The sequence below is a fragment of the Serratia marcescens genome (assembly GCF_029846115.1).
GTDB lineage: Bacteria > Pseudomonadota > Gammaproteobacteria > Enterobacterales > Enterobacteriaceae > Serratia > Serratia marcescens_L.
Genome location: NZ_JARVZZ010000001.1, coordinates 74,937 through 97,726, shown reverse-complemented (window position 1 = coordinate 97,726; position 22,790 = coordinate 74,937). Strand labels below are relative to the sequence as shown.

The window sequence follows — 22,790 nt, the reverse complement described above, 5'->3', positions numbered from 1 at the left end:
CGGTAAGTGACTGGTGCGAACGAATGCAGCCAACAACGCCACAGCGTGAAAGACGAAGGGGATAACCATTTGATTCAACAGAGGAGTGACAACATGTCTCAGGTTGAGAACAAAGCCGGCGTCAAGCCGCAGGATCTGTCGATGGAAAATTGGGTAGAGTCGCGCATCGCGCGTTTCGAAGGCCGTAAATACGACTGGAACGCGCTGAAATTTCAGGCCGATTTCGACCCGAAATACCGCCGCGCGCAGATGCGCTACATCGGTACCGGCGCCACCGGCGTGGCCAGCGACGCCAACACCATTCCGGCGGGCAACTTCACCTTCTCCACCATGGTGCTGCCGTCGAAGTGCGAGGGCCCGTTGCACCTGCACGACGACGTGGAAGAAGTGTTCTTCATGCTGAAAGGCAGCATCACGCTGATGATCCAGGATGGCGAAGAGTATTACGAAACCAGGCTGAAAGAGCGCGATCTGATCTCGGTGCCGGCGGGGGTGTATCGCGGCCTGTTCAACCACGGCGAGGAAGAGGCGCTGATGTGCGTGATGCTCGGCACCGCCAAGCCGGAGATCCCGACTTACCCGGCGGATCACCCGCTGTCCAAAGTGAAGCGCAACTGATGAACGGCCTGGCGCAACGCCAGCGCGCGCGCTGCGGGGCGTACACCCTGAGCTGGCGCGAGGCCGGGCAGGGGCGGCCGGTGGTGTTGCTGCACGGCATCAGCTCCGGATCGGCCTCGTGGATCAAGCAGCTCAACGATAGCGGCCTGACGGACGGCCACCGTCTGCTGGCGTGGGACGCGCCGGGCTACGGCGGCAGCCTGCCGTTGGCGGATCCGCAGGCCGATGCCACCGGTTATGCGGCGGCGTTGGCGGCGCTGATTGATGAGCTGCAGCTGGCGCAGCCGCTGATCGTCGGCCATTCGCTGGGGGCGCTGATCGGCAGCGCCTATGCCGCCGGCTATCCGGACGGGTTATGTGGATTGGTGTTGGCGGATCCGGCGCAGGGCTATGCCACGGCGCCGGAGGAAAAACGTCGGCAGGTCTATGGCCAGCGCCAACAGATGATAGAGACGCTGGGGCCGGTGGGCTACGGCGAGCAGCGGGCGGCGGCCTTGCTGCGTGAAGGGGCGGATCCGCAGGATATCGCCTGGGTGCGCAACGGCATGCAGCAGCTCGATCCCGACGGTTTTCTGAGTGCCGCCTGGATGCTGGCCAACGACGATATCGGCCGCTATCTGGCGCGCTATCGCGGCCCGCTGGAAGTGTGGTGCGGTGAACAGGATCGCATTACGCCGCCGGAGAAGGCGGCCGAGCTGGCGCGTGAGCAGGACGCGACGCTGCGTTTGATCGCCGCCGCCGGCCATGCCAGCTACCTCGACGCGCCGGGGTGTTTCAACCGCTATCTGCGGGACTTTACGGGAGCAATCCAACGATGAATTTTCAGCTTGAAAATCGGGTGGCGGTGGTGACCGGCGGCTCGTCGGGCATCGGTTTCGAAACCCTGAAGCTGCTGCTGGCCGAAGGGGCGAAGGTGGCGTTCTGTGGCCGCGATCCGGACAAACTGGCCGGCGCAGCAGCCAGCCTGCGCGCAGAGTTTCCGCAGGCGGAGATCCTGGCGCTGCGCTGCGACGTACTGGACGCGCAGCAGGTGGCGCAGTTCGCTGACCAGGTGACGGCGCATTTCGGCGGCGTGGATCTGCTGATTAACAACGCCGGTCAGGGCTTCGTCGCCCATTTTGACCAAACGCCGCGCGAAGCCTGGCTGCATGAGGCCGAGCTGAAGCTGTTCGGCGTGATCAACCCGGTGCAGGCGTTTTTACCGGCGCTGGAACGGTCGACGATCGCGTCGATCACTTGCGTGAACTCGCTGCTGGCGCTGCAGCCGGAAGAACACATGATCGCCACCTCGGCGGCGCGCGCCGCGCTGCTCAACATGACGCTGACGCTGTCGAAAGAGCTGGTGGGCAAAGGCATTCGCGTTAACTCGATCTTGCTGGGGATGGTGGAGTCGGGCCAGTGGCGCCGCCGTTTCGACGAGCGCAGCGATAAAGATCAAAGCTGGGAGCAGTGGACGGCGGCGATCGCCGAACGGCGCGGCATCCCAATGAAGCGCCTCGGCAAGCCGCAGGAGCCGGCGCAGGCGCTGCTGTTCCTCGCTTCGCCGCTGGCTTCCTTTACCACCGGCGCGGCGCTGGACGTATCCGGCGGTTTTAACCGCCATGTGTAGCAGGGGCCGATAAAGATGAAGAAGATCATGATGATTGGCTACGGCGCGATGGCGAAGGAAGTGATCGCCCGTTTGCCGGAAGGCGTGGAGGTCGGTTGGATCCTGGCGCGCGCGGCTCATCATGCGGCGATCGCCGAGGCCTTTGGCGGGCGGGTGCAGGCGCTGACCCATCCCGAGCAGTGTTTGCCGCGGCCGGATCTGGTGCTGGAGTGCGCCAGCCAACAGGCGGTGGCGGAGTTCGGCGAAGCGGTGCTGCAGCGCGGTTGGCCGCTGGCGCTGATCTCGACCGGCGCGCTGGCGGACGCCGCATTGCAACAGCGGCTGCAGCAGGTTTGCCGCCGCCATCACGGGCAGCTGATCGTGTTGTCCGGTGCGGTGGCGGGGATGGATGGGCTGGCGTCGGCGCGCGAAGGCGGGCTGGAGAGCGTGACCTATCAGGCCAGCAAAAGTCCGGCCAGCTGGCGCGGCAGCCCGGCGGAGCAGTTGATCGACCTCGATGCGGTGAGCGAAGCGCAGGTATTTTTCGAAGGGTCGGCGCGCGAAGCGGCGCGTTTGTTCCCGGCCAATGCCAACGTGGCGGCCACCATTGCGCTCAACGGCCTGGGGATGGACGCCACCCGGGTACGTCTGCAGGTCGATCCCGCCACCCGGCGCAATACCCATCGTCTGCAGGTGTGCGGCGACTTTGGCGAATTTCACATCGAGCTGAGCGGCACCCCGCTGGCGAGCAATCCCAAAACATCAACCCTGGCGGCGCTGAGCGCGGTACAAGCCTGTCGCCGTCTGGTGGACGGCGGTTTTATTGCCTGAACGGCAGGAGCGGAGCATGGAACGATTGAATATTTTTGTCGCCGGGCGCTGGCGTGAAGGGCGTGGCGAAGAGATGGCGTCGGTATTCCCGGCCGACGGCAGCGTCAACGCGCGGCTGCGTGCCGCTAACGTCGAGGACGTGAACGAGGCGGTGGAAGCGGCGGAGCGCGCCTGGCGCGCGCCGGAATGGCGTGGGTTGGTGCCGCATCAACGCGCCTCGATCCTTTACCGCGTCAGCAACCTGATTCTGGCGCAGCAGGAACAGCTGGCCGAGCTGCAGACCCGCGACAACGGCAAGCCGCTGGCGGAGACCCGCGGGCTGGTGGCCAGCGCGGCGGCGACCGCGCGCTACTTCGCGGCCGCCTGCGAGGTGTTGGAAGGCGAGCTGCCGACCCCGCGCAGCGCCGAGGTGATGACGCTAAGCCAGTATCAACCGATGGGTGTGATCGCCGCCATTACGCCGTGGAACTCGCCGATCGCCAGCGAAATGCAGAAGGTGGCGCCGGCGTTGGCGGCGGGCAACGCGGTGGTGCTCAAACCGGCCGAAGCCACGCCGCTGATGGCGCTGAAGCTGGCCGAGCTGTTCGAACAGGCGGGTCTGCCGGCCGGGCTGCTCAGCGTGTTGCCGGGCAAAGGTTCGGTGATCGGCGAGGCGTTGGCGCGCCATCCGCTGGTGAAAAAGATCTCCTTTACCGGCGGGACCAGTACCGGGCGCCATTTGGCGCACATCGCCGCCGACAAGCTGATCCCCACTTCGCTGGAATTGGGCGGTAAGTCGCCGACCATCGTGCTGGAGGACGCCGATCTGGAGCAGGCGGCGCGCGGCATCTGCTACGGCATTTTCAGCTCCGCCGGCCAGGCGTGCATCGCCGGTTCGCGGCTGTTCGTGCATCGTTCGCTGTATCAGCCGCTGCTGGCGCGCTTGGCCGAACTGACGGCGGGGTTGCGCATCGGCAACCCGCTGGTGCCGGGCGTGCATCTCGGCCCGCTGATCAGCGCCAAACATCGGCAAAGCGTGGCGGACTACGTGGCGCTGGCGCGGCAGGAGGGCGGCCGAGTGATCATCGGCGGCGAAGCGCCGGCCGATCCGCAACTGGCGAGCGGTAGCTATTACCTGCCGACCATTATTGAAGGCTTGAACAACGACGCCCGCGTTTGCCAGGAAGAGATCTTCGGCCCGGTGCTGGTGGCGTTGCCGTTTGACGACGAGCAACAGCTGATCGAACAGGCCAATGACTCGGTGTACGGCCTGGCGGCCGGCATCTGGAGCCGCGACTTCCCTCGCGCGATGGCGCTGGCGGAGCGGCTGGAAACCGGCACCGTCTGGGTCAATACCTACAAAACGTTCTCGATTTCCACGCCGTTCGGCGGTTTCAAGGAGAGCGGGCTGGGCCGCGAAAAGGGCCTGAACGGCATCAAGGCCTACATGCAGCAAAAAAGCGTGTATCTGGCGCTGAGCCATCAGGTGAACCGCTGGAGCGACTAGGCCGACACCTCTACGCATAACCCTAATAACGAATACCTTAAGAAGGCAGATGATGAGCGATAAAATCACGGTTGGCGAGGCGATAGCCCGGACTCTGGAACAGTACGCGGTGTCGGCGATGTACGGCATCATTTCGATTCATAATCTGCCGATCGCCGATGCGGTGGGGCAGCGCGATAAAATTCGCTTCGTGCCGGCGCGCGGCGAAGCGGGGGCGGTCACCATGGCCGACGCACACGGGCGTTTCTCCGGCCTGGGCGTAGCCTTGACCAGCACCGGCGCCGGCGCCGGCAACGCGGTGGGGGCGATGATTGAGGCGCTCAACGCCAACACGCCGCTGCTGCATATCACCGGCCAGGTGGAAAAAGCCTATCTGGACGCCGACGCCGGTTTTATTCATGAAACCCGCGATCAGCTCGGCTTCCTGCGCGCCTGCTCCAAGCGCGCTTACCGGGTCAATTCGCCGGGGCAGGCGGTGGCGGTGATCCAGCGGGCGATCCTGGATGCGCAAACCGTGCCCTGCGGCCCGGTGGCGGTCGAGATCCCGATCGATATTCAAAGCAGCCTGGTTTCCCGTTCGGTGCTGACCGAGCCGTTGGCGCCGGCGCCGTTGCCGAAGGCGGACGATGCGGCGGTGGAACGGCTGCATCAGCGGCTGAAACAGGCCAAGCGTCCGCTGCTGTGGTTGGGCGGCGGCGCCTTGGCCTGCGGCGACGCGGTGCGCAAGCTGGCGGACGCCGGCGTGGCGGTGATCTCCAGCACCCACGGGCGCGGCATTCTGCCGGACAGCCATCCGCGCAGCCTGCGGGCGTTCCATAATTCACCGAGCATCGAAGCGATCCTGACGCAGTGCGACCTGACGCTGGTGGCTGGTTCGCGCCTGCGCAGTAATGAAACCCGTACCTGGACGCTGCCGCTGCCGCGCCCGCTGGTGCAGATTGACATCGATCCGGCGGCGGCCAACCGCAACTATCTGGCCGATGAGCAGATCAACGGCGACTGTGCGGCGCTGCTCGCGGCGCTGGCGGCGCGGCTGAGCCCCGGCGAGAAGGTCAACGCCGAGTGGGATGCCGAGATCGCGGGGGCGGTGCAGCAGGCGGAGCGCGTGCTGCGCCAGCAGTCCGGCGAATACGCCAAACTCAACGACGCCATCGACGCCGCGCTGCCGCAGGACGGGCTGTTGGTACGCGATATCACCGTTTCCGGCAGCGTCTGGGGCAGCCGGCTGTTCCGGGCGATCTCGCCGCTGTGCAACATTCACTCGCTGGCGGGCGCCATCGGTATGGGGCTGCCGATGGCCATCGGCAGCGCGATCGCCAACCCGCAGCGCAAGGTGGTGGGGCTGGTGGGCGACGGTGGTCTGGCGCTGGGCCTGGGCGAGTTGGCGACCATGGCGCAGGAACAGGTGAATATCACCCTGCTGATCATGAACGACGGCGGTTATGGCGTGATGCGCGGCATTCAGGACAAGTATTTCGCCGGGCGCCAGTATTACAACGAGCTGCATACGCCAGCCTTTACCCAGGTCGCCGAAGCGATGGGGTTGAAAGCCTGGAAAGTGGACGCGGCGTCGCAGTTCAACGGCGTGCTGGCCGAGGCGATCAACTACCCGGGGCCGTCGGTGGTCGAGGTGGACATGAAACAGGTCGGGCCGCTGACTTTCGCCGGGCCGCCGCAGAAAACGCTGTATTAATACGATAAAAAACGCCCGGCGATTGCCGGGCGTTTTCGTGGTTATTTCTCTGCCGCGATGCGATCGCGAATGTGCTGCGCACGCGCTTGGGAAGAAGGGTGGTCGTCGAACATGCTGCTCTGGCGGCCGGCTTCCATCTGGGCCAGCTTCTCGAAGCTGGTGGCCAGGCCGTTCGGATCGATGCCGCGCTTTTTCAGCAGATCGAACGAGTAATCATCCGCTTCGCTTTCCTGCTTCTGTGAGAACTGGGCGCTGACCAGCTTCTCGCCGATGTCCGCCAGCTGCGACTGCGACAGCGAGCCAATGACGCCGCCGGCGGAGGACGCCGCGGTGCGCAGCGCCACGGTGCCGTAAGCCACCTGCATCGCCTTGCGGGTGTGGCCCAGCGCCACGTGGCCCATTTCGTGGCCCAGCACGCCTTCCACTTCGTTGTCGTTCATGATGTCCATCAGGCCGCTGTAGACGCGAATGCAGCCGTTGGCCATCGCCCAGGCGTTGACGTCTTTGGTCACGTAGACCTTGTAGTTGGCCGGGGTGCCGTTGATGTTGTCGCCCAGCGCCGCGGCGATTTTGTTGAGACGCTTGGCGTAGGTGCTGTCGGCCGGCGCGATTTGTGCCTTGCTGTCCATCTCGGCACAGGATTTATCACTCAGGGCCTTAACGTCGTTGTTGCTCAGGGTCGCCGCCTGGAACGCCTGCGCGCCGGACTGCATCAAGGTTTCGGTATTCAGGTTTTGACAGCCGGTTGCCAAGGTGGCAATGCCCAACGCAATCAAAGAGGTACGGATCTTCATAACGCCATCTTCCTGTGAAGGTAACAAGGTAAAAGAGTCATTTTGCTTTGAGGAAATCTTGTCGCAAGAGCCTAGTGTACGCCAGCCAAGGCGAGAATAGTGTTATTCCGAAAAAGCGTCCAATCGTGCTAATAAGTGGTGAACTCGCTCTCATTTGGCATTAGGGATTGCCGTTGTGATGTGGAGTCTGAGAAAATAGGGAACTTGACTGCTTTTTTTATCCGACCTGGAGTAAAACATGTCCTCTCGTAAAGCGCTTGCCAACGCCATCCGCGCACTCAGCATGGACGCCGTACAAAAAGCAAATTCCGGCCACCCGGGGGCCCCTATGGGCATGGCGGACATCGCCGAAGTCCTGTGGCGTGACTACCTCAACCACAACCCGACTAACCCGCACTGGGCTGACCGCGACCGTTTCGTGCTCTCCAACGGCCACGGCTCCATGTTGATTTACAGCCTCCTGCACCTCACCGGCTACGACCTGCCGATGCGCGAGCTGGAAAACTTCCGTCAGCTGCACTCCAAAACCCCTGGGCACCCGGAGTACGGCTACACCCCGGGCGTTGAAACCACCACCGGCCCGCTGGGCCAGGGTATCGCCAACGCCGTCGGCTTCGCCATCGCCGAACGCACCCTGGCGGCGCAGTTCAACCGCCCTGGCCACGACATCGTTGACCACCACACCTACGCCTTCATGGGCGACGGCTGCATGATGGAAGGCATCTCGCACGAAGTCTGCTCCCTGGCCGGTACCCTCAAGCTCGGCAAGCTGACCGCTTTCTACGATGACAACGGCATCTCCATCGACGGCCACGTCGACGGCTGGTTCACCGACGACACCGCCCTGCGCTTCGAAGCCTACGGCTGGCACGTGGTGCGCAACGTCGACGGCCACAATCCGGACGCCATCAAGGCCGCGATTGAAGCAGCCCGCAAGGTGACCGACAAGCCGTCGCTGCTGATGTGCAAGACCGTTATCGGCTTCGGTTCGCCGAACAAGGCCGGCACCCATGACGTGCACGGCGCCGCGCTGGGCGCAGCCGAAGTGGCCGCCACCCGCGAAGCGCTGGGCTGGAAATACGCCGCCTTTGAAATCCCGCAGGACATCTACGCCCAGTGGGACGCCAAGGAAGCCGGTCAGGCCAAAGAAGCGGCCTGGAACGACAAATTCGCCGCCTACGCCAGGGCCTTCCCGGAGCAGGCTGCCGAGTTCAAGCGCCGCATGAACGGCGAGCTGCCGGCCGACTGGAAAGCCGACGCCAAGGCGTTCGTGGAAAAACTGCAGGCCAACCCGGCCAACATCGCCAGCCGCAAGGCGTCGCAGAACGCGCTGGAAGCGTTCGGCAAGGTGCTGCCGGAGTTCCTGGGCGGCTCCGCCGACCTGGCGCCGAGCAACCTGACCATGTGGTCCGGCTCGAAAGCGCTGAACGTTGACCCGGCGGGCAACTACATTCATTACGGCGTGCGCGAGTTCGGCATGACCGCCATCACCAACGGCATCGCGCTGCACGGCGGCTTCCTGCCGTACTCGGCGACCTTCCTGATGTTCGTGGAATACGCCCGCAACGCGGTGCGCATGGCGGCGCTGATGAAGCTGCGCAACGTGTTCGTCTACACCCACGACTCCATCGGTCTGGGCGAAGACGGCCCGACCCACCAGCCGGTGGAGCAGCTGGCAAGCCTGCGCGTGACCCCGAACATGAGCACCTGGCGCCCGTGTGACCAGGTGGAATCGGCGGTGGCGTGGCAGTACGGCATCGAGCGCAACGACGGCCCGACCACGCTGGTGTTCTCGCGCCAGAACCTGACCCAGCAGCCGCGCACCGCAGAGCAACTGGCGAACGTATACCGCGGCGGCTACGTGCTGAAAGACTGCGCGGGCACGCCGGACGTCATCCTGATTGCCACCGGCTCCGAAGTGGGCATCACGGTGGAAGCGGCGGACAAGCTGACCGCGGCGGGCCGCCAGGTGCGCGTGGTGTCGATGCCGTCGACCGACGCATTCGACAAGCAGGATGCGGCATACCGCGAGTCGGTGCTGCCGGCGGCGGTGACGGCGCGCGTGGCGGTGGAAGCGGGTATCGCGGACTACTGGTACAAGTACGTGGGCCTGAACGGCGCCATCGTGGGCATGACCACCTTCGGTGAGTCGGCGCCGGCGGAGCAGCTGTTCGCCGAGTTCGGCTTCACCGTGGACAACGTGGTGGCCAAGGCGCAGGCGCTGCTGAAGTAAGCAACCCGGCGCCAGCCGATAAAAAAGCCGGTCATCGTGACCGGCTTTTTTTATGGGCGGAACCCGCGCTTACGACGCGGCGTTGGCGCTTTCGACGCTGCGCAACCGGTCGTAAGCCGCCGCCAGCAACAGCACCAGCAACGTAGGCTGCAGCCAGACCAGACCCTGTTCGGCCAGCGGCAGCTTATCGAACCAGGCGGGCAGCAGGCCGCTGAAGCTGGAGGCCTTCAGGCCGTCGGCGAGGCCAAACACCAGGCTGGTGGCGATCACCGGCGCGAAGACGCGCTTGGCGCTGCGCCAGCGGTTCTGGCTGAAGCTGAGTAACACCAGCGCGATGCAAGGCGGATAGATCGCCGTCAGCACCGGCAGCGAGACGCGGATCAGGTTGGCCAGCCCCATGTTGGAGACCAGCATGGCGAAGAGGGCGAGGATAACCACCAGCGAGCGGTAAGAGAGCGGCAGATAGCGGGAGAAGAAGTCCGCGCAGGCGCAGGTCATGCCGACCGCCGTCACCAGGCAGGCGATGAACATCAGCACCGCCATAAAGACGCTGCCCAGATCGCCGAAGGTGTGTTGTACGTAGGCGTGCAGGATCGCCGCGCCATCCTGAGCGCCTCTCTCGACCAGGCTGCCGCTGCCGGCGCCGAGTTTGAACATGCAGATATAGACCAGCGTCAGGCCGATGCCGGCGATCAGGCTGGCCCACAGGGTGTAGCGCAGCAGCAGGCCGCTGTCGCTGACGCCGCGCGAGCGGGCGGCGGTGACGATAATCGAGCCGAACATCAGCGCCGACAGCGTGTCCATGGTTTGATAACCTTGCACGAAGCCGGTGGAAAATGCCGATGCCTGATAGCTGCCGACGGCGGAGACCGGTTCACCGGCGGGCCAAACCAGGGCGGCGATGCCGAGTGCGGCCAGCGCCAGAATTTTCAGCGGCGCCAGAATATGGCCGACGTTATCGAGCAAGCGGCCGGGATACAGCGAGACGATCATCGCCAGGGTAAAGAACAGCAGGCTGTAGATGAACTGCGGCAGGGCGCCGTCGCCGGTGAAGGGCGCGATGCCGAGGGCGAAAGAGACATTGGCGGTTCGCGGCGTGGCGAACAGCGGGCCGAGCGCCAGATAGCAGACGGTCGCCAACAGCAGGCCGGCGGTGCGGCCGATGGGGCCGGTGAGCAGGCTGATGCTGCCGCCGACGCGCGCCAGCGCGATCACGGCGATCACTGGCAAGGCGACGGCGGTCACCATAAACCCGAGGGCGGCCGGCCACAGATGTTCGCCGGACTGCAGCCCCACCAGCGGTGGGAAAATGATGTTGCCGGCACCGACAAACAGGGCGAAGGTCATAAAGCCCAGGGCGATAATGTCTTTCGGGGATAAACTCTTGGTCATAACGGTATGGCACTGCCTGTATTCATGAAATAAACGGCCTGCTGCGGAATGGATAACTGCAGAGGGCAGGCTCAGGGGGCAGCGAGCGCCCGCAAAATTTTCGTCCGGCAGGATATAATAATTCGGCGACAAAAACCTGATTAATACAGCGCTGTTTATCCTGGCGTGAACCGGCCGCACAGATAAATCCTGGCGGCCGGCCCGGTAGCGCGTTAGCTCGCGCGTGCCACCATGTCTATCGACAGCGGGATTTCGATATGCGGTTTGAAAGAGTCATACGCGAAAGAGACGTGGCCGTCTTCGACCGGTTTACGGGTGAAAAAGATCAGCATATCGCGGGTCGAATGCCGGCGTTTGTCCTGCGCTTCCACCGGTGAGAGGCTGTGTTTGCGTTCATGATCGACAATCAGCAGGGTATCGAGGAAATGCCGATGCTGTATTTCGCCCAAAATCCATTCCGGTCGGGCCCGATCGAATTTGATCCCGCTGGTTTCGCGCATATCGTGAATAAAGGTCTTGGCGCTGTCGTCGGTCATGTTGTCGCAGCCGAGGAAGGTCGTCATGGTGTGGTCGACGCCGTCGCTGTGCACGCCTTCCAGCGCCGGTTCACCCAGCATCTGCGGCGTGGTGACGGTGCGCAGGTTGAACACCGTGCAGACGAACTTGTTGATCTCCTGATTAAGCCGGGCGCGCGGCGTCACGCTCACGCCATCGATCACGTAGGCTTTGAATTTCATCAGCGCCTGGAATGCCGTATTCAACTGCAGATCGTCGTTGATGCCGCGGAAGTGGCGCACCTTTCCCGAATCGTAGCGGATGAAGTCTTCCTCGACCGAGAGCACAAAAGGCTGGAACTCCAGCCGCTCAATCTGGGCGCGATCGAAGTCGAAACAGAAGCGGCCGTTTCTGGACTTGCGGAAGGGGAGAGTGGGATCGTCCGCCAGATTGCCGCTGACCTGCTGCAGCTTGGCGAAATCTTCCGGCCGCGCGCCCAGCGCCAGCAAGATCGCTTGCATGGTGGCGCCGGGGATAAAGGCTGAACGGTGTTCCTGGTACGCCTTCTTAACTTCATCAAGCAGGGATAACTGTCGCATTTCTCGGTGGCCTCACGAATGATGTGGCGATTATAAAATCTTGCTGCCGATCTCCACGTCGAAATCGGTTTTCAGCAAGACGGTGCCTTGATCCCGGGTGACCGCGGCAAGTACCAGCACTTCGGATTTAAATCCAGCAACCCGCCTGGCGGGGAAATTAACGACGGAGATGACTTTTTTGCCGAGCAGATCATCTTCCTGATAGTTTTCGCATAATTGCGCCGAGCTGTTTTTAATGCCAATTTCTTCGCCGAAATCAATGCGCAGTTTATAAGCGGGCTTTAACGCCTTGTCGTTATATTCCACGGAAATAATTTCGCCAATACGCATATCCAGTTTCATAAAATCAGTGATTTCGGCCATAAGTCAGTCCAGTTAATTAAGTGGCTTCAGGAAGGCTAGCAAAGGGGAATTATTCCGACAATGTTGCCAAGAGGGGAGGAGTTATACCTGATGTAGCAATTAATTTACATTATCGTAACGTGGTGGGATTAATTATAAGCTTGGTGAATTATATAAGATTGAAACGTCATTATTTCCCGCAATAGTGTTCATTGCGCAGGCTTGAGGGGGCGATGTCGATGCTGTTAAGCCGGTGTTAAATTGGTTAGTATGTTCCGCATTAATTCATCAGCCGCATTTTTTCAGGTAGTGATATGGAAATAACCCAGCGCGAAAAACGCGATCGGCGAAAGGCATTTATCGCGCCGTTTTTCCTGATATTAATTTGGTCGACCGGTTTTATTGCCGCGCGGGCGGTGGCGGATCATGCCGATCCCAACCTTTTCCTGACCTTTCGCTTTTTGATCGCCGCGGCAGTATTCGCTCTGCTGGCGCTGCATTGCGCCTGGCCCAAGGGGCGACAGTTCGTGATGCACCTGCTGACCGGCATGCTGATGAACGGCGTTTACCTCGCCGCAAGCTGGTGGGCGGTGGCGAACGGCCTGGCGGCCGGGGTGATGTCGCTCATTGGCGGATTGCAGCCGCTGTTTACCGCGCTGATTTTCGCGCTGGTGCTGCGTAAGCCTATAGGGTTGCGTTCATGGGCCGGGCTGGCGGTCGGTTTTATCGGCGTTGCGCTGGTGCTCTCCCCGCGGCTGACAGGTATCGACGTCGGCAATATGGCGCTGTTGCCGATTCTGATGGGGTTTGGCAGCATCGTTGCGCTGACGATCGGCATCATGGTGCAGAAGTCTTCGCTGGCGGCGGCCGATCTGCGGGCGGCAGGTGCCATTCAGCACCTCGGCGCCGCGATCGTGACCGGCGTGCTGGCGGCCGTGATGGGCTCCGGTGCCTGGGATAATTCGCCGACGCTGTGGTTCTCGCTGCTGTGGTCGGCCGGCGTGTTGTCGCTGGGCGGCACCGCGCTGTTTATCTGGATGGTGCGCCACGGCGACTTGACTCGCATTACCGCGCTGATGCTGCTGGTGCCGCCGGCGGCGGCGCTGCAGGCTTACGCGCTGTTTGGCGAGGCGCTGTCGTTGCTGCAGCTGGCAGGGTTTGTGCTGACGCTGCTGGGGGTCGCCATCGTACAGCGAATTCGCCTGCTGCGGCGCTCTCGCCTGGCCGAATAGTCTGCAACAGGAAGTGCCGTAAAGCCCGCGCTGCCGGGCTTTTTTATTGGCTGAAAAACGTCCAACCTCACAAAACCGAAAGATAACAAAGCAACGCCGTTGCCTCGTCACACTCATTAACTATATGTTAATTTTTGGTTTATTAAATGTGATCAGGGGATGGATGATGATGATGAAAAAAATCAGCGCGACCGTAGCGGCAATCACCTTGCTGGGCTCCGTTTCCGCCTATGCGGCCTTCCCGGCGGGCTACCCCGCCGACTATCAGAAACGGGTCGACGGCGCGAAGAAAGAAGGCAAGGTGGTGATTTACTCGACCACCGACACCAAGGCGGCGGCGCCGCTGATCCAGGGGTTCGAGGCGTTGTATCCGGGCATCAAGGTCGAATACAACGACATGAACAGCACCGAACTGTATAACCGCTTTATCAGCGAGCAGGCGGCCGGCGGCACCAGCGGCGACGTGGTGTGGAGTTCGTCGATGGACACCATTTTGAAACTGGCGGGCGATTACGCGCAGGAATACGCCTCCCCCGAGCAGGCTCAGTTGCCGAAATGGGCGGTATGGCAAGATAAGGTGTATGGCACTACCTATGAGCCGGTGGTGTTTATCTATAACAAACGCCTGATCCCGCAAGGCGATGTGCCGGATTCGCATGCGGCGCTGGCCAAGCTGATCGCCGGCCAGACGGACAAATTCAAGAAGAAAGTCACCACGTACGATATCGAAAAATCCGGCGTCGGCTTCATGCTGTCGGTGCAGGACTTCAAGGCCGATCCTAACTACTTCAAAACGCTGGCCGACGTGGCCAAGGGCGGGCTGGCGGTGCAATCCTCCACCGGCACCATGATGGAGCGCGTTTCTTCCGGTGAAAACCTGATCGGCTTCAATATCCTCGGTTCTTACGCCGAGGCCCGCGCCAAGAGCGACCCGTCGCTCGGCATCGTCTATCCGAAAGACTATACCCTGGTGCTGTCGCGCGTGAGCTTCATCAGCAAAGAGGCCGGCAACCCTAACGCCGCCAAGCTGTGGTTCGACTATGTGCTGTCGGAGAAAGGGCAAAATATTCTCGCCAATCAGGCGGATATCCCCTCGATCCGCAACGATATCGAAGGCAAGAACGACATCGACGGCATGACCAAGCTGTTGGGCAACGCGCTCAAGCCGATTCCGGTCGACGACAGCCTGCTGGAATATCTGCAGCCGGCCAAACGCCTCGATTACATCAAACAATGGCGCGCCGCCGCGGCGAAGTAACAGGGACTGCATTCGGACGCGCGCCTGTCGCAGAGGCGCGCGCCCTTTGGTCGTCGTTTACAACCATAGGGAGCATTTATGCAAGCATGGCGCAGAAAGTGGCAGAGCCTGCCGCGTGGCCTGGTGGTGTTGATAACCGCGCTGGTTATCTATGTCCCCCTGTCGTTTATCATCATTCAAAGCTTCCTCTCGGCACCGTTCTTCTCTCCCTCCAAGGTCTTCAGCCTGGAGGCCTTCGAGTTCATCTTTACCGATCCGGATTTCTACAAAGCGCTGAGAAGCGGCTTTATTCTGGCATTCGGCCTGGTAATCATCGCCATCCCGCTCGGCGGCGTTTTGGCCTTCTTGATGGTGCGTACCGATCTGCCGGGGCGGCGGATCATCGAGCCGCTGATTCTGGTGCCGATCTTCGTGTCGCCGATGGTGCTGGGCTTCGGCTACGTGGTGGCGGCGGGGCCGGTCGGCTTCTTCTCGCTGTGGGCGGAGGCGCTGGTGGGCTTTGTGCCGTGGAACATCTATTCGATGGCCAGCATCGTGGTGATAGCCGGATTGACGCACGTGCCCCACGCGTATCTGTACATCTCCTCGGCGCTGCGCAGCGTGGGTTCGGACGTTGAAGAAGCGGCGCGCACCGCCGGCGCCACGCCGCTGCAGGTCATGACCGCCGTCAGCCTGCCGATGGTGCGGCCGTCTATCCTGTATGCCGGGGTGCTGCTGTTCTTTCTCGGGCTGGAAGTGTTCGGCCTGATGTTGGTGCTGGGGGATCCGGAAGGCAACCTGGTGCTGGCGACCTACCTGTACCAGTTGACCAACAAGCTGGGCACGCCGTCTTACCACCTGATGGCGGCGGTGGCGGTGGTGCTGATCTGCATCACCATTCCGCTGGTGATGCTGCAGCGCCGGCTGATGCGCACCGCCAACCGTTTCGTCACCGTCAAGGGCAAAGCCTCGCAGGCCCGCGCGCTGCCGCTGGGCAAATGGCGCTGGGTGGCTGGCGCGGTGGTGGTGTTCTGGCTGACCGTGACCATCGGCGTGCCGCTGATCGGCGTGGTGCTGCGCGCCTTTATCTCCAACTGGGGCGTGGGCGTGTCAGTCTGGGACGAACTGTCGATCAACACTTTCCGCACCATCTGGGCGCAGCCCAACCTGCTGCGCGCCATCGTCAACTCAATGGCGATTGGGGTAATCGGCGGGGCGCTGGCGGTGGCGTGCTACCTGTTTATCGGCATCGCCATGCACCGCAAGCCGGATGGCGCCACGCGCTTCCTCGACTACAGCGTGCTGGTGCCGCGCGCGGTGCCGGGGCTGCTGGCCGGTCTGGCGTTCCTGTGGGTGTTTCTGTTCCTGCCGATGTGGCTGGACAAATCGCTCAAGGAGGGTTGGCTGTCGGCGCTGCCGATGGCCGAGTGGCTGCGTGCTAACTGGATTGTCTGGTTGCGTTCGCTGCGCAGCACCATCTTCAGCGTCTGGCTGGCGTACACCGTGGTGTGGATGGCTTATGGCCTGCGGCTGATCTCCTCGACGCTGTTGCAGGTGGGGCCGGAGCTGGAGGAGGCGGCGCGCAGCGCCGGCGCCAGCCGTGGGCAGATCACCCGCCACGTTACCATTCCGCTGTCGCGCTACGGCCTGATCGGCTCTTGGTTGCTGATGTTCCTGATTTTCGAACGCGAATATTCCACCGGGGTGTATCTGCTGTCTCCGGGCACGGAAACCATCGGCTCGATGCTGGTTTCCCTGTGGGCCGCGGGCGCTATCGATATCGTCGCCGCGCTGTCGTTCATCAATATCCTGCTGGTGGTGCTGGGGTTGGGGATTGCCTTGCGCTTTGGAGTGAAATTACATGATTGAACTTTCGGTAGAGAATCTGCATTTGACCTATGGCGACAATCCGGTGCTGAAAGGGGTGTCGATGGATCTGAAACGGGGCGAAGTGGTCTCGCTGCTGGGCCCGTCGGGCAGCGGAAAAACCACGCTGCTGCGGGCGGTGGCCGGGCTGGAGAAACCGAGCCAGGGCCGGATCGTCATCGGCAATAATGCGGTGTACAACGGCAGCGCACGCAGCGAAATTCCCGCCGAAGAGCGCAACCTGGGGCTGGTGTTTCAGTCCTACGCGCTGTGGCCGCATAAAACGGTGTTTGAGAACGTCGCTTACCCGCTGAAGTTGCGTAAGACCGCCTCGGCGGAAATCACCCAGCGGGTGCAGGCGGTGCTGGATCAGCTCGGGTTGGGGCATCTGGCCAAGCGCCATCCGCACCAGCTTTCCGGCGGCCAGCAGCAGCGCGTGGCGATCGGGCGTGCGCTGGTCTACAACCCGCCGGTGATCCTGCTGGACGAGCCGCTGTCCAACCTTGACGCCAAGCTGCGCGAAGAGGCGCGGGTATTCCTGCGCGAGTTGATCATCAAGCTCGGCCTGTCGGCGCTGATGGTGACCCACGATCAGAACGAGGCGATGGCCATCTCCGATCGCATCCTGCTGCTCAATAACGGCAAAATCGAGCAGCAGGGCACGCCGCAGGAGATGTACGGTTCGCCCACCACGCTGTTCACCGCCGAGTTCATGGGCAGCAACAACCGCTTGCCGGGCAAGATCGTGGCGCTGGAAGGCGACCGGGCGCGCATCGAAGGCAAGGATTGGGCGCTGTGGGGCAAAGCGGGCGACGGCGTGCAGGTTGGCCAAGAGGGCTCGGCGGTGATCCGCGTGGAGCGCGTGCGGTTGGGCGAAGATCCGCAGGGCAACCAGCTTGAGCTGCCGCTGTTGACCAGCATGTATCTCGGCGATCGCTGGGAGTACCTGTTCCGCACCGTGGCCGAGGATTTCGTGGTGCGCGCCTATGGTCATGAAGCGCGCGATCGGACGCTGTGCCGGCTCTCCCTGCCGGCCGAGCATCTGTGGATATTCCCGAAAGCCTAGTCAGGACGCCCGCAGGCGCGGGCGCTCCGTTTACAGATCCAGCACCAGCCGGTTGCCCTTGGCGCGTGAGCAGCAGATCAACAGGGTTTGCTGCGCCGCGCGCTCTTCGTCACTGAGATACTGATCGCGGTGATCGGCTTCCCCTTCGACGATGCGGGTTTCGCAGGTGCCGCAAATGCCTTCGCGGCACAGGCACTCGACCTTAGCCGCCTTGCTGTTTTCCAGCGCCTGCAGGATGGTCATGTCTTCCGCCACTTCAAGCTCAATACCTGAGCGGGCCAGCACCAGCGTAAAGGCACCGCCCGCCGTGTCTTCGGCGGCGAAGGCTTCGCTGTGCAAGCGACCGGGGGAGATGCCCAGTTCGGCGGCGGTCCGGTAAACCGCTTCGTTCAGCGCCGCCGGGCCGCAGACGTAGATATGGGCACCGGGCTCCACGTCGGCCAGCGTGCGCGCCAGATCCAACCGGCCGTTAAGGCTGGAGACATGGCAACTGACGTTGTCGGTGAACGGCGCTTGCGTCAGCTGCTGCTGGAAGGCGTTGTGTTCCTCGCTGTGGAAGCAGTAGTGCAGATGATAGCGTTGCCCGCTGCGCTGCAGCTCGTGCAGATGGGCCATAAACGGCGTGATGCCGATGCCGCCGGCGATCAGCACGTGATGCTGCGCCTCCGGCGCCAGCGCGAACAGGTTATTGGGGGTGCTGATTGTCAACGTATCACCGATCGCCAGCCGATCGTGCATGAAGTCGGAACCGCCTTTGGAAGGGGACTCACGGCGCACGGCGATCTGGTAACGGTCGAGCTCGAACGGTGAGCTCAGCAGCGAATAGGCGTTGCTGTAACGCTGATCGCCGTCCTGCATTTGCACGATGATGTGGCTGCCGCCGCTGAAGGCGGGCAGTGGCCGGCCTTGCGGATCCGCCAGGGTAAAGCGCTTGACCTGTGTGGTGACGGGTTCGATGTCGACGACGCGAACATCAAGCATCTGATAGCTGGTCATTCATTGGCTCCAAAGCGCGGGCGTCCCCGCGCATGAAAAAGTTATACCGCCTGGCACAGGTATTTGAGCTCCAGATAGTCTTCGATGCCGTATTCTGAGCCTTCACGCCCCAGACCCGACTGCTTCACCCCGCCGAACGGGGCTACCTCGTTGGAGATAAGGCCGGTATTGATGCCGACCATGCCGTACTCCAGCCGCTCCGAAACGCGCCAGATGCGCGCCGCATCGCGGGTGTAGAAGTAGGCGGCCAAGCCGTAGATGGTGTCGTTGGCCTGGCGGATCGCCTCGGCTTCGTCATCGAACACCACCAGCGGCGCGACCGGGCCAAAAATCTCTTCTTCCAGCAGCAGCGAGCCAGGCTGCACGTCGCCCAGCACCGTCGGCGTGAAGAAATTGCCGCCCAGCGCGTGCGGCGTGGCACCGGTCAGCACCTGAGCGCCTTTGCTCAGCGCGTCATCGAGCAGCTCCAGCACCTTGTCGCGCGCCTTGCGGTTGATCAGCGGGCCGATCTGTACGCCGGGTTCGAAGCCGTTGCCGACCTGCAGCGCCGCCACGCGGGCGACAAACTTCTCGGCGAACTGTGGGTAAACGCCGCGCTGCACGTAGAACCGATTGACGCAAACGCAGGTCTGCCCGGCGTTGCGGTATTTGGCGATCAGCGCGCCTTCCACCGCGGCATCGATGTCCGCATCGTCAAACACGATGAACGGCGCGTTGCCGCCCAGCTCCAGCGACACTTTCTTGATGGTGTCCGAGCTCTGGCGCATCAGCAGCCTGCCCACCGGCGTGGAGCCGGTAAAGCTCAGCTTGCGCACCTGCGGGTGGCCGGTCAGCTCGGCGCCGATCGCCTGCGAGTTGCCGGTCACCACGTTGAGCACCCCGGCGGGAATGCCGGCGCGCTCGGCCAGCTCGGCCATCGCCAGCGCCGAGTAAGGGGTTTCGTTGGCGGGTTTGACCACCAGCGTGCAGCCGGCCGCCAGCGCCGGCGCGGCCTTGCGGGTGATCATCGCCGCCGGGAAGTTCCAGGGCGTGATCGCCGCGCACACGCCGATGCCCTGCTTCAGCACCATCAGGCGCTTATCGCCGCTCGGCGAGGGAATGATGTCGCCATTGGTGCGCTTGGCCTGTTCGGCGAACCATTCGATAAAGGAGGCGGCGTAGCGGATCTCGCCCAGCGACTCCGCCAGCGGCTTGCCTTGCTCCAGCGTCATCAGGCTGGCCAGATCCTGCTGGTGTTCCAGCATCAGTTCGAACCAGCGGCGCAGCAGCTGCGCGCGTTGCTGTGCCGGCAGCGCGCGCCAGCCTTCCAGCGCTTGCTGGGCGGCGTCGATCGCCCGTTGGGTTTCGGCCGTCGCCATGTTGGGCACGCTGCCGATGAGTTGGCCGGTGGCGGGATCGCTCACCGGCAGGGTTTCCTGGTTGTCGGCATCGCGCCATTGCCCGTTGATGTAGGCTTGTTGGCGGAATAGCGCCCGATCGGAAATATTCACAAAGAACCTCACAAGTCAGGGGGAGGGGGCCCGTGGGCCCCGTCGCATCAGGGTTGATAAACCTGCGCCAGCAGGTTGTGGAAGTGGGCGATGCCGTGTTCGCTGACGCCGCTGCCGGCGCCGTCGGCCATGATGCGCCCCTGGCCGCGATAGCCGCGCGATTTGAGGCCTTTTTGCACGCTCTCCACCAGCCGCAAATCTTCCGGGCGGAACACGTCGCGGTACCAGTCGATCAGTTTGAGCTGCTCGTCGCTCAAATCGGCGTTGGTGAAGTAGATGTCGTAGTGCTGCAGGGTGGTTTCTGCATCGACCGGGAACTCATAGATCACCGTCATCATGCCTTCCAGCGGCGGCATGTTGAACATGGTGCACGGCCACAGCCAAATGCCGTGGAAGCTGGCTTCTTTACCCTCTTCAAACTTGAACGACTGCTCGGAAGGGCGGGCGTAGCCGAACTGCAGCGTCCAGTTGCCGTGCAGGGTGTGCCAGTAGCGGTCGACCTGCACCGAGTCGGCGAAGCCGGGGTGTGCCGGGCCGCAGTGGTAGCACTCGAGGTAGTTGTCGACGATGTTCTTCCAGTTGGCCGGGGTACGGGTGACGAAGCGCGCCGCCAGCTTGAGATCGTCGACCTGCGGGCAGGCTTCGCGCACTTTGGCGCCGAGGCCCGGCAGCTGGTCTTCCACCGTGCCGGCCTGCGAGTCCAGATTGACATAAATAAACCCGGCGTACTCTTCGACCCGCACCGGCATCAGGTGCGAGTTTTCCTTATCGAAGTTCTGCACGTTTTCGCAGTTGCGCGCGTGCGCCAGTTCGCCGTCCAGCTTGAACGCCCAGGCGTGATAAGGGCAGGTGATGACGTTTTTCGCCCGGCCGTCGCCCGCCAGCAGCTGGTGGCCGCGGTGCGGGCAGACGTTGTAAAAGGCGCGCAGCACTTTGTCGCGGCCACGCACCACCAGAATGTTTTCACCGATGATCTCGCGGGTGATGTAGTCGTTCGGTTCGGCGAGCTCGCTGCGGTGCGCCACGCAAATCCAGCTGGTGGCGAACACCTGCTCTTTTTCGTGCTCGAACGCTGCCTGGTGGGTATAGAACCGGGCCGGAATGGTGTAAGCCTCGCGGGCGTCGGCGCAGAAATCTTTCGGTAAGGTAAATTCAGGGATCAGAGTGCTCATAAGTTAACCTTCCTCTTTTCTTATTGTCATTTCGCCATAGGGCGCGGTTGATACGACGATGGAGCGGAGAGTTCGGCGGCCGGCGGCGCCTCGGGCAGAGCCGGCGCGCTGCTTTCGATCTGGTGAGCCGGAATGGCCGCGTAGTCCTGCTTCAGCCAGCGGGCAAAGCCGTAGGTTTTCACCAGCAGCACCAGCAGGAACGGCAGCGCGGTCAGGATCACCGTGGTTTTCATGGTGTCCAGCGAGGCGCCGGTGAAAAGGATCGACAGCGGGATCAGGGTGATCACCACGCACCAGAACAGGCGCAGCATCGGGCTGGGATCTTGCCCCTCCTGCAGGTTGCGGGTGCTGGTGGCGGCCATGGTGTAGGCCACCGCGTCCATGTGCGAAGCCAGGAAAATAATCATGATGAACAGATAGGCGGCCAGGAACAGCTTGCCGAGCGGCAGCGCCGTCAGCAGCATCTGCACGGCGGTTTCGCCGCCCTGGGTGTTGAGGATCTCCGGCACGTTGAGCTGCCCGCTGATGAACTGATGCATGGCGTAGCTTTCCAGCGAGCCGAAGAAGAACCAGCAGCCGAGGGTGCTGCCGAGCAGCAGCGCCCAGATCACCTCTTTAATCTTGCGGCCGCGCGAGACGCGGGTGACGAACATCGCCACGCCCGGGGTGTAAGAGATCCACCAAAGCCAGTAGAACACCGTCCAACTGCGGCTGAAGCTGCCGTCGCCCATCGGATCGGTAAACAGACTCATCTGCAGGAAATTTTGCGCCGTCAGGCCGATGGCGTTGATGGTGTTGTTGATGGTGAACTCGGTGGGGCCGACCAGCAGCACCAGCCCGGCGAAGACGAAAGCGCCCCAGCCGACCATTTTGCTCAGGCGCTGCATGCCGCCGTCGATGCCGATGTAGGAGCTGAGGCAGAAAATCACCGCCGCCAGCAGGATCACCGTCGCCTGCACCACGAAATTGTCGGGGATGCCGGTCAGCGCCGTCAGCCCGCGAGTAAAGGTGGAGGCCGTCAGCACCAGCGAAATGGTGAGGGCGCCGACGGTGGCGACCAGGAAAATCAGATCCACCAACCGCCCGATCGGGCCGTTGGCGCGCACGCCGGTGATGGCGGAAATGATCCCCGACAGGCTGAGCCCTTTGTTCTTACGCACGTGGAAGTGGTAGGCCATGATCAGCGAGGCGAGGGCGTAGGTCGCCCAGGCGCTCAGGCCCCAGTGGAAGAAGGAGTAGCTGATGCTGTATTCCAGCGCCTTTGGGGTGCGTGGCGCGATGTTCAGCCCCGGCGTCTGGTAGTAATACGCCCATTCCATCACTCCCCAGTACAGGGTGGATGAGCCCAGGCCGGCGCAGATGAACATGAACAGCCAGGCCAGCGTGGAGTATTGCGGTTTGCCTTCGCCGAGGCGGATATTGCCGTATTTGCTCAACGCCAGATACAGCACCACCAGCAGGGCGATCAGCACCAGGATTTGAATGGTTGAACCGAACAGCCGGGTGACGCCGTTGAAAATGGTGTTGGCGATAAGCGCGGATTGAGCCGGAAAGAGCATCAGGCAAATGGCGATCAGCGCAATACTGCACAGGCTGATGGCGATGAGCGTGACATCCTTTTTAGGGGTGCTCTGCATGGGAGTGAACTCCTGTTATCGGT

At 62.6% G+C, this 22,790-nt stretch carries 19 protein-coding genes; 11 read left to right on the top strand and 8 right to left on the bottom strand.

Translation table 11 applies throughout. The annotated features are described in order from the left end of the window. Positions 1 to 93 precede the first annotated feature (93 nt). Genes QDT79_RS00470 through QDT79_RS00445 form a run of 6 tightly spaced genes read left to right on the top strand, consistent with a single transcriptional unit; the run spans position 94 to position 6,216 of the window. The gene (locus QDT79_RS00470) at positions 94 to 618 is read left to right on the top strand and encodes a cupin domain-containing protein (protein ID WP_004937634.1); all 525 of its coding nucleotides are present in this window, start codon (positions 94 to 96) and stop codon (positions 616 to 618) included. Beyond that, positions 618 to 1,436 (top strand): alpha/beta fold hydrolase, encoded by an 819-nt coding sequence (locus QDT79_RS00465; RefSeq protein ID WP_308316096.1) that lies wholly within the window; start codon positions 618 to 620, stop codon positions 1,434 to 1,436. Before QDT79_RS00470 ends, QDT79_RS00465 begins: the two co-directional genes overlap by 1 nt. Next, complete coding sequence (locus QDT79_RS00460) at positions 1,433 to 2,227, top strand: SDR family oxidoreductase (protein ID WP_047570596.1); 795 nt, start codon at positions 1,433 to 1,435, stop codon at positions 2,225 to 2,227. Before QDT79_RS00465 ends, QDT79_RS00460 begins: the two co-directional genes overlap by 4 nt. 15 nt (positions 2,228 to 2,242) lie before the next feature. After that, positions 2,243 to 3,037, top strand: a complete 795-nt coding sequence (locus QDT79_RS00455) for an aspartate dehydrogenase (RefSeq protein WP_149559957.1) — start codon at positions 2,243 to 2,245, stop codon at positions 3,035 to 3,037. Positions 3,038 to 3,053: 16 nt separating this feature from the next. Continuing rightward, positions 3,054 to 4,523, top strand: a complete 1,470-nt coding sequence (locus QDT79_RS00450) for an aldehyde dehydrogenase (protein ID WP_130017595.1) — start codon at positions 3,054 to 3,056, stop codon at positions 4,521 to 4,523. 52 nt (positions 4,524 to 4,575) lie between these two features. Continuing rightward, positions 4,576 to 6,216, top strand: coding sequence for a thiamine pyrophosphate-binding protein (locus QDT79_RS00445; RefSeq protein ID WP_308316095.1), 1,641 nt, complete (start codon positions 4,576 to 4,578; stop codon positions 6,214 to 6,216). A 41-nt stretch (positions 6,217 to 6,257) separates the two neighbouring features. On the opposite strand, the gene loiP is transcribed toward QDT79_RS00445, so the two are convergent. Then, positions 6,258 to 7,010 carry a metalloprotease LoiP gene (gene loiP / locus QDT79_RS00440; RefSeq protein WP_004937650.1) on the bottom strand — a complete coding sequence of 251 codons (753 nt, stop codon included), beginning with the start codon at positions 7,008 to 7,010 and terminating at the stop codon, positions 6,258 to 6,260. Between the two features lie 238 nt (positions 7,011 to 7,248). Here loiP and tkt point away from each other — a divergent pair, with 238 nt between their 5' ends. Next, positions 7,249 to 9,243 (top strand): transketolase, encoded by a 1,995-nt coding sequence (tkt, locus tag QDT79_RS00435; RefSeq protein ID WP_308316094.1) that lies wholly within the window; start codon positions 7,249 to 7,251, stop codon positions 9,241 to 9,243. Between the two features lie 69 nt (positions 9,244 to 9,312). Here tkt and brnQ read toward each other — a convergent pair whose 3' ends face one another. From brnQ to QDT79_RS00420, 3 genes are all read right to left on the bottom strand, one after another. After that, positions 9,313 to 10,635: a branched-chain amino acid transport system II carrier protein gene (brnQ, locus tag QDT79_RS00430; protein ID WP_308316093.1), complete on the bottom strand. Its 1,323-nt coding sequence runs from the start codon at positions 10,633 to 10,635 to the stop codon at positions 9,313 to 9,315. A gap of 212 nt (positions 10,636 to 10,847) precedes the next feature. Next, on the bottom strand, positions 10,848 to 11,729 hold the full coding sequence (locus QDT79_RS00425; RefSeq protein ID WP_038871106.1) for a 2OG-Fe dioxygenase family protein: 882 nt from the start codon (positions 11,727 to 11,729) through the stop codon (positions 10,848 to 10,850). Between the two features lie 30 nt (positions 11,730 to 11,759). Next, positions 11,760 to 12,092, bottom strand: a complete 333-nt coding sequence (locus QDT79_RS00420; RefSeq protein WP_048234649.1) for a tRNA-binding protein — start codon at positions 12,090 to 12,092, stop codon at positions 11,760 to 11,762. Between the two features lie 293 nt (positions 12,093 to 12,385). Between QDT79_RS00420 and QDT79_RS00415 the strand changes: the two genes are divergently transcribed. The 4 genes from QDT79_RS00415 to QDT79_RS00400 all read left to right on the top strand — a co-directional run bounded on the left by QDT79_RS00415 (position 12,386) and on the right by QDT79_RS00400 (position 17,472). Continuing rightward, positions 12,386 to 13,303, top strand: a complete 918-nt coding sequence (locus QDT79_RS00415; protein WP_049199314.1) for a DMT family transporter — start codon at positions 12,386 to 12,388, stop codon at positions 13,301 to 13,303. A gap of 169 nt (positions 13,304 to 13,472) precedes the next feature. Then, complete coding sequence (locus QDT79_RS00410) at positions 13,473 to 14,561, top strand: ABC transporter substrate-binding protein (RefSeq protein WP_060441366.1); 1,089 nt, start codon at positions 13,473 to 13,475, stop codon at positions 14,559 to 14,561. A gap of 78 nt (positions 14,562 to 14,639) precedes the next feature. Beyond that, entirely contained in the window at positions 14,640 to 16,409 is a 1,770-nt protein-coding gene (locus tag QDT79_RS00405; RefSeq protein WP_130018183.1) for an ABC transporter permease, read from the top strand. Continuing rightward, entirely contained in the window at positions 16,402 to 17,472 is a 1,071-nt protein-coding gene (locus QDT79_RS00400; RefSeq protein WP_149559814.1) for an ABC transporter ATP-binding protein, read from the top strand. The genes QDT79_RS00405 and QDT79_RS00400 overlap by 8 nt, the downstream gene beginning before the upstream one ends. A 30-nt stretch (positions 17,473 to 17,502) precedes the next feature. Here QDT79_RS00400 and QDT79_RS00395 read toward each other — a convergent pair whose 3' ends face one another. From QDT79_RS00395 to QDT79_RS00380, 4 genes are read right to left on the bottom strand one after another with little or no spacing between them, the layout of a single operon-like run. Further along, complete coding sequence (locus QDT79_RS00395) at positions 17,503 to 18,468, bottom strand: PDR/VanB family oxidoreductase (protein WP_130018184.1); 966 nt, start codon at positions 18,466 to 18,468, stop codon at positions 17,503 to 17,505. Between the two features lie 41 nt (positions 18,469 to 18,509). Next, the gene (locus QDT79_RS00390) at positions 18,510 to 19,958 is read right to left on the bottom strand and encodes an NAD-dependent succinate-semialdehyde dehydrogenase (RefSeq protein WP_130018185.1); all 1,449 of its coding nucleotides are present in this window, start codon (positions 19,956 to 19,958) and stop codon (positions 18,510 to 18,512) included. A 47-nt stretch (positions 19,959 to 20,005) separates the two neighbouring features. Then, positions 20,006 to 21,130: an aromatic ring-hydroxylating oxygenase subunit alpha gene (locus tag QDT79_RS00385; RefSeq protein ID WP_019455611.1), complete on the bottom strand. Its 1,125-nt coding sequence runs from the start codon at positions 21,128 to 21,130 to the stop codon at positions 20,006 to 20,008. Positions 21,131 to 21,156: 26 nt separating this feature from the next. Next, positions 21,157 to 22,767, bottom strand: a complete 1,611-nt coding sequence (locus QDT79_RS00380) for a BCCT family transporter (protein ID WP_130018186.1) — start codon at positions 22,765 to 22,767, stop codon at positions 21,157 to 21,159. Positions 22,768 to 22,790: the final 23 nt, after the last annotated feature.